Annotated in this window: 5 protein-coding genes and 1 pseudogene; 2 read left to right on the top strand and 4 right to left on the bottom strand. The window is 51.8% G+C overall.

The features are described from left to right. Window positions 1–314, bottom strand: a pseudogene (locus tag AB1N33_RS03880) (transposase); the annotation flags it as partial. A gap of 66 nt (window positions 315–380) precedes the next feature. Between AB1N33_RS03880 and AB1N33_RS03875 the strand changes: the two are divergent. Beyond that, window positions 381–578: a hypothetical protein gene (locus tag AB1N33_RS03875; RefSeq protein WP_411270220.1), complete on the top strand. Its 198-nt coding sequence runs from the start codon at window positions 381–383 to the stop codon at window positions 576–578. A gap of 288 nt (window positions 579–866) precedes the next feature. On the opposite strand, the gene gcvP is transcribed toward AB1N33_RS03875, so the two are convergent. From gcvP to gcvT, 3 genes are all read right to left on the bottom strand, one after another. Further along, window positions 867–3,764: an aminomethyl-transferring glycine dehydrogenase gene (gene gcvP, locus AB1N33_RS03870; RefSeq protein ID WP_411270219.1), complete on the bottom strand. Its 2,898-nt coding sequence runs from the start codon at window positions 3,762–3,764 to the stop codon at window positions 867–869. A gap of 91 nt (window positions 3,765–3,855) precedes the next feature. After that, complete coding sequence (gene gcvH / locus AB1N33_RS03865) at window positions 3,856–4,245, bottom strand: glycine cleavage system protein GcvH (RefSeq protein ID WP_411270218.1); 390 nt, start codon at window positions 4,243–4,245, stop codon at window positions 3,856–3,858. Between the two features lie 24 nt (window positions 4,246–4,269). Further along, the gene (gene gcvT / locus AB1N33_RS03860) at window positions 4,270–5,349 is read right to left on the bottom strand and encodes a glycine cleavage system aminomethyltransferase GcvT (RefSeq protein ID WP_411270217.1); all 1,080 of its coding nucleotides are present in this window, start codon (window positions 5,347–5,349) and stop codon (window positions 4,270–4,272) included. A gap of 136 nt (window positions 5,350–5,485) precedes the next feature. Between gcvT and AB1N33_RS03855 the strand changes: the two genes are divergently transcribed. Continuing rightward, entirely contained in the window at window positions 5,486–6,331 is an 846-nt protein-coding gene (locus AB1N33_RS03855) for a LysR substrate-binding domain-containing protein (protein ID WP_411270216.1), read from the top strand.

The raw sequence follows: 6,331 nt of genomic DNA, 5'->3' as shown, positions 1-6,331 counted from the left end.
GCGGCAACGCGATATAGCCTGATACCTTACGGTAACTCTTTGGCGAAGAACGTTGCCGCTTCTCGCAAAAAATCGCGTTCCTTTTTGACCTTAGCCAGTTCTCGCTTGAGCCTGGCAACTTCTTCATCACGAGGAGTGCCCTGGCCTTTAAATGCGTGGTCTTTGGCTTGTTCAGCTTCACGCTTCCAGCGGTTTAACAGGTTAGGGTTAATACCGATATCCAGCGCTATCTGACGACAGCTCACACCGGGTTGTTGAGCCAAAGCAACGGCTTCGCGCTTAAACTCTGGGGAATATTTTCTTCGCTTGGTCATAGACACTCCTTCTAGGCATAGTATGCCTCTTTATGGATGTGTCCGTAAAATCTGGGTAGAACCCCTTTGTTTAATGAAAATGAAAGCGGAATAGTTTGGGCTCTTAAGGAAACAAGTAATGGTAGTATTTACAATGAGTTCATTGCTTATGCAGTGCAAATTCTAGGGGATGAAAGTTATAAACCATTTATAGAAAACGGGATTTACGATTTAGGAAAAATTGCTCTTGGTGCCACTTTCCTTTCTTTACCAAAATTTTTATAGGAAAAGTTAAAGGAAAAGAAAAAAACGGCTCAAGAAGAAACCGCGAAGCAAGAAGTAATCGCGTCCTCACCAAACGTGGTCGATTTCAGGGTTAACCCTAAACTTAGGGAAAAATGGGAAAATAAACAACACTGAACCTGCCGTAGTACATTAAAACAAAAAAGCGAACCATCTCTGGTTCGCTTTTTTGTTTTAATGACCTCAAAATCCAACTATCGGTTGCAAACTTTATTTAAGTTGAAAACTTAATTCCGATAGTTGCATTCTTTATTCGAGATCTACAACCAATCACTCTTCCCGATAGGTATCCATGGTCGGGCATGAGCACATCAGGTTACGGTCACCGTACACATCGTCAATGCGGTTTACGGTTGGCCAGAACTTGTTGCGATGTACTTCTGGCGCCGGGTAAGCCGCCAGCATGCGATCATAGCTGCGATCCCACTCGGCATCACACATATCTGCCAGGGTATGCGGGGCGTTATGCAGCGGGTTATCTGTGGCATCCCACTCGCCGCTTTCCACTTTGGCAATTTCCTGACGGATGCTGATCATGGCATCAACAAAACGATCCAGTTCGTATTTCGCTTCTGACTCGGTCGGCTCAACCATCAGTGTACCCGCTACCGGGAAGCTCATGGTAGGCGCATGGAAACCGTAGTCGTTCAGACGCTTGGCAATGTCCACTTCGGTCACGCCCGACGCTTCTTTAAGCGGACGCAGGTCAATAATACATTCGTGAGCAATGCGACCATTGCGGCCTTTGTACAGAATGTTGTAATGACCTTCCAGGCGCTTGGCGACATAGTTGGCATTCAGAATGGCGACTTCGGTTGCTTTACGAAGACCTGCCGACCCCATCATCTTAATGTACATATAGCTGATGGGCAGAATCGACGCGCTGCCCCACGGTGCCGCCGATACCGCACCACAGTTTTCTCCGGCATTGGCAATGTTGACTACCGTGTGGTTTGGCAGGAACGGTGCCAGGTGCGATTTTACACCAATAGGACCCATGCCCGGACCGCCGCCACCGTGCGGAATACAGAAGGTTTTGTGCAGGTTAAGGTGCGATACGTCAGAGCCAATAAAGCCCGGAGAGGTAATTCCCACCTGCGCGTTCATATTGGCGCCATCCATGTATACCTGACCACCGAATTCATGCACGATGTCACAAATCTCGCGGATGGTTTCTTCATACACACCGTGAGTTGACGGATACGTGATCATGGCACACGACAGGTTGTCTTTCACTTCCTCGGCTTTTTTGCGCAGGTCGTTCAGGTCAACGTTACCGTTCTTGTCACACTCAACGACCACCACTTTCAGGCTGACCATTTGTGCTGACGCCGGGTTGGTACCGTGCGCAGAACTTGGGATAAGACACACATTACGGTGACCTTCGCCACGGCTTTCGTGGTAACGCTGAATCGCCAGCAGGCCGGCGTACTCACCCTGCGCACCTGAGTTAGGCTGCATAGACAGCGCGTCGTAACCGGTAATGTTAATCAGCCAGTCGCTCAGCTCCTGAATCATTTCCTGATAGCCAGACGCCTGATCCAGCGGCGCGAACGGGTGAAGCTGACCAAACTCAGGCCAGGTCACCGGGATCATTTCCGCCGTCGCATTCAGTTTCATGGTGCACGAGCCCAGTGAAATCATAGAATGGTTCAGTGCCAGGTCTTTATTCTCCAGCGACTTGATATAACGCAGCATTTCCGTTTCTGAGTGATAACGGTTGAACGTTTCATGGGTCAGGAAGTCACTGGTGCGCACCAGATCAGCCGGCACCGACTTGCTGCCTTGTGTGGTGACTTCCGCGTCAAGCGCATCCACGGTCAGGCCATGGCCTTCACCCAGTACTACGTCAAACAGCGCCATCAGGTCGTCACGGGTAGTAGTTTCATCCAGCGAAATACCTACCGCACCATCAAGGTCGCCACGCAGGTTAATGCCTTTGTCATAACCACGCTGAAGCACCGCGTCTTTGTTGTCCGTCATCACCGTGATGGTGTCAAACCAGGTGCTGTGTTTAAGCGACGCGCCTTTCTGCATCAGACCCGTCGCAAGGATGTCGGTCATGCGATGGATGCGGCTGGCAATGGTCTTAAGCCCTTGCGGACCATGGTAAACCGCATAGAACGAAGCCATATTCGCCAGCAGCACCTGTGCGGTACAAATGTTGGAGTTCGCCTTTTCGCGGCGGATGTGCTGTTCACGGGTTTGCAGCGCCATACGCAATGCAGGACGTCCGCGGGTGTCTTTACTCACACCAATAATACGGCCGGGCAGTGAACGCTTATAGCTGTCACGGGTGGCGAAAAACGCCGCATGCGGACCGCCATATCCCATGGGTACACCAAAGCGTTGGGCACTGCCCAGCGCCACGTCGGCACCCAGTTCACCCGGTGACTTCAGCATTACCAGGCTCATCAGATCAGCCGCCACGGCGACGATGCCTTTGTTCGCCTGAACCGCGGCAATCACATCGCGCAGGTCGGCAATTTCACCGGTAGTGCCGGGATACTGCAGCAGCGCACCGAACACATCGTGCTCAGCAGCTTCGGATGCCGGACCGGTCACAATACCAAAACCGAACATCTCTGCGCGGGTTTCTACCACGTCTTTGGTTTGCGGATGCACATCATCGGCAATAAAGAACAGGTTGGCTTTTTTGTTCTTCGACACACGCTTGGCCAGTGCCATCGCTTCCGCTGCCGCTGTCCCCTCGTCCAGCAGTGACGCAGATGCCAGCTCAAGACCAGTCAGGTCAATGGTCAGTTGCTGGAAGTTCAGAATGGCTTCCAGACGACCCTGGGCAATTTCAGGCTGGTACGGTGTATAGGCGGTATACCAGCCCGGGTTTTCCAGTACGTTACGCAGGATCACGTTAGGCACGTGGGTGTCGTAATAGCCCATACCGATGAATGAACGGTTTATTTTATTTTTAGCAGCAACCGCTTTCAGCGCATTCAGTGCTTCCACTTCGGTTGCGCCCTCACCCACTTCGATAGGCTTCTCCAGTGCGATACCGGCAGGCACTGTCTCATTCATCAGCGCTTCCAGTGAAGGCGCCCCGACAGTGTCCAGCATGGACTGTATTTCTGCTTCGCCCGGACCGATATGGCGGCGAATAAATTCGTTTTTCTGCTCAAGCTGAGCCAGAGTAAGAGAAGTAGTAGACATAAACCTGTTCAACATCCGCAATGAGTAAAAGATAAAAAGGGGCTATAGACGGCCCCTTTTTACTAATTTAAAGAATCAAGATCCTGCGACCTTACTCGTCTTCGAGTGTATTCTCGTAGCCTTCCGCGTCCAGCAGATTCTCTGCTTCAGACGCATCATCGGCCTTAATTTTGAACATCCAGCCGTCACCGTAAGGATCAGAGTTGACCAGTTCAGGAGACTCTTCCAGATCTTCATTCACTTCAACAATTTCACCGCTGATAGGCGCATAAACGTCAGAAGCGGCTTTTACTGATTCCGCCACTGCCACGTCATCACCGGTGCTGACCTTATCACCAACGTCAGGCAGCTCTACGAATACCATGTCGCCCAGCAGATCCTGTGCGTGCTCAGAGATGCCTACGGTGAACACACCGTCGCCTTCCGGACGTACCCACTCGTGAGTGGCGGCGTAGCGTAAATCGTTAGGGATATTGCTCATAATCGTTCCTGTTGTTGTTAGTCGTTATAAAACACTTTTACCATTGCGAACAAAGCTGGGTTTAACCACTTTTACTGTAACCCACTTTTTGCGCATTTCCACTTCCACGGTGTCACCGACACCGGCAGGCACGCGGGCCATTGCAATAGCATGCCCCAACGTTGGCGAGAAGGTGCCTGACGTGATCACGCCTTCACCGTTTTCAGTTTTCACTTTTTGTCCGTGACGCAGTACACCTTTGTCTGTCATGACCAGACCAACCAGTTTGTCAGTGCCGGCTTCACGCTGTGCTTCCAGCGCTTTACGACCAACAAAATCACGGTCACCCGGCTCCCATGCAATGGTCCAGCCCATATTCGCGGCCAGTGGCGATACGGTTTCGTCCATATCCTGCCCATACAGGTTCATACCGGCTTCCAGACGCAGGGTGTCGCGCGCACCCAGTCCACATGGCGTAACGCCAGCGTCCAGCAGCCCCTGCCAGAACTCAGCGGCACGTGTTTGTGGCACCATGATTTCGTAGCCGGTTTCACCGGTGTAGCCTGTGGTCGCAATGAACAGATCTTCAGCCTGTACACCGAAGAAGGGCTTCATGCCGGCTACCGCTTCTTTCTGCGCTGCACTGAACAGGGTTGCGGCTTTTTCCTTCGCATTCGGTCCCTGCACTGCAATCATCGCAAATTCATTACGTTCAGTGATGGTGACGTCGAAACCTTCCGCGCAACCGCGCAGCCAGTTCATGTCTTTTTCACGCGTCGCAGAGTTCACCACCAGACGATAATTGGTGTTGTCGAAGTGATACACGATAAGATCGTCTACCACTCCACCGGCTTCATTCAGCATACCGCTGTACAGGGCTTTACCTTTGTCCTGGAGTTTTTCAACGTCGTTGGCCAGCAGGTAACGCAGATAGGCTTTTGCATCCGCTCCTGTCACATCCACAATGGTCATGTGTGATACGTCAAACATCCCCGCGTCGCGACGCACCGCGTGATGTTCTTCAATTTGAGAACCATAACTGATCGGCATTTCCCAGCCAAAAAAGTCCACCATTTTCGCACCGGCTTCCAGGTGCTTGGCGTGTAGGGTTGTTTTACTGGTCATTCGACTCAACTCACAATGCAAAAAAATGTGACCTGAGTATAGAAACAAGGTAGTGGCGCAACAAATTGAAATTATTTATCATTACATTTAACTTTTAAATGTAAATCGATTAAGTGATTAGCTTTTCAAATAAATTATGAAGCAGCTTTCCCTCGATAATCTGCGCACCTTTGTCAGCGTCATTGAGCTGGGCGGTTATGCCAAAGCCGGTGATGCGCTGGGTCGCTCACAGCCGGCAATCAGTCTGCAAATAAAAAAGCTGGAAGCCCAGCTTGAACGCAAACTGTTTACCAAGGTGGGGCAGCGTCATCTGCCCAGTGCGGATGGCAACTGGCTTTATCCAAAAGCCAAAGAAATGCTGGAAATGAACGATGCGATTTTTCGGAGCCTCAATCCGGCGCCGCTGAGCGGGCGGTTACGTCTTGGGATCCCGAATGAGTTCGCGTCCACCCTGCTTCCGGGTCTGATTGGTGAGTTTTCCACCCGTTATCCGGATGTGTCACTGGAGGTGACGTCGGCGCTGAGTCGCGATCTGCTGCATCCGGCCAAACGCAACGAGTTCGATCTTATCCTCGCCCTGTCCAACCCCGACGATGATGCCGGCGGTGAAGTGATCCTGGAAGATGATGTGGTCTGGGTTGGCGATCCAAACCGCAGCTACCTGGGAGAAAGTATTGCCCTGGTGCTGGCACCCGATGGCTGCATGTACCGCAGCCGGGTGATTGAACAGTTGAAACAGCAGACCCGGGCCTGGCGTATCACCTACACGAATGCCGATCTGTCCGGCCTGGTGGCCGCCATTTCGCAGGGCTTAGGGATCACTGCACTGGCCAGGGCCAGTTTGCCGGAGAGCCTGAGCGTGCTCTCCCTGCCACAGCTCCCTGCGCTCGGAAAAATTAACATCTGCCTGTTCAGTCAGCATAGCCGCCATCCGGTGGTGAGTAAAACGCTGTCTGATTTTATTAAGAGCCGACTCAGATAG

The sequence above is a fragment of the Alteromonas nitratireducens genome (genome assembly GCF_040812025.1).
GTDB lineage: Bacteria > Pseudomonadota > Gammaproteobacteria > Enterobacterales > Alteromonadaceae > Alteromonas > Alteromonas nitratireducens.
The sequence above is the reverse complement of the archived record's forward strand: the minus strand, read 5'-3'. Positions and strand labels throughout refer to the sequence as shown.

Bases quoted from the DNA above. Each gene is read 5' to 3' on its own strand.
- gcvP (WP_411270219.1), bottom strand. From the start codon at position 3,764: ATGTCTACTACTTCTCTTACTCTGGCTCAGCTTGAGCAGAAAAACGAA.
- gcvH (WP_411270218.1), bottom strand. From the start codon at position 4,245: ATGAGCAATATCCCTAACGATTTACGCTACGCCGCCACTCACGAGTGG.
- gcvT (WP_411270217.1), bottom strand. From the start codon at position 5,349: ATGACCAGTAAAACAACCCTACACGCCAAGCACCTGGAAGCCGGTGCG.
- AB1N33_RS03855 (WP_411270216.1), top strand. From the start codon at position 5,486: ATGAAGCAGCTTTCCCTCGATAATCTGCGCACCTTTGTCAGCGTCATT.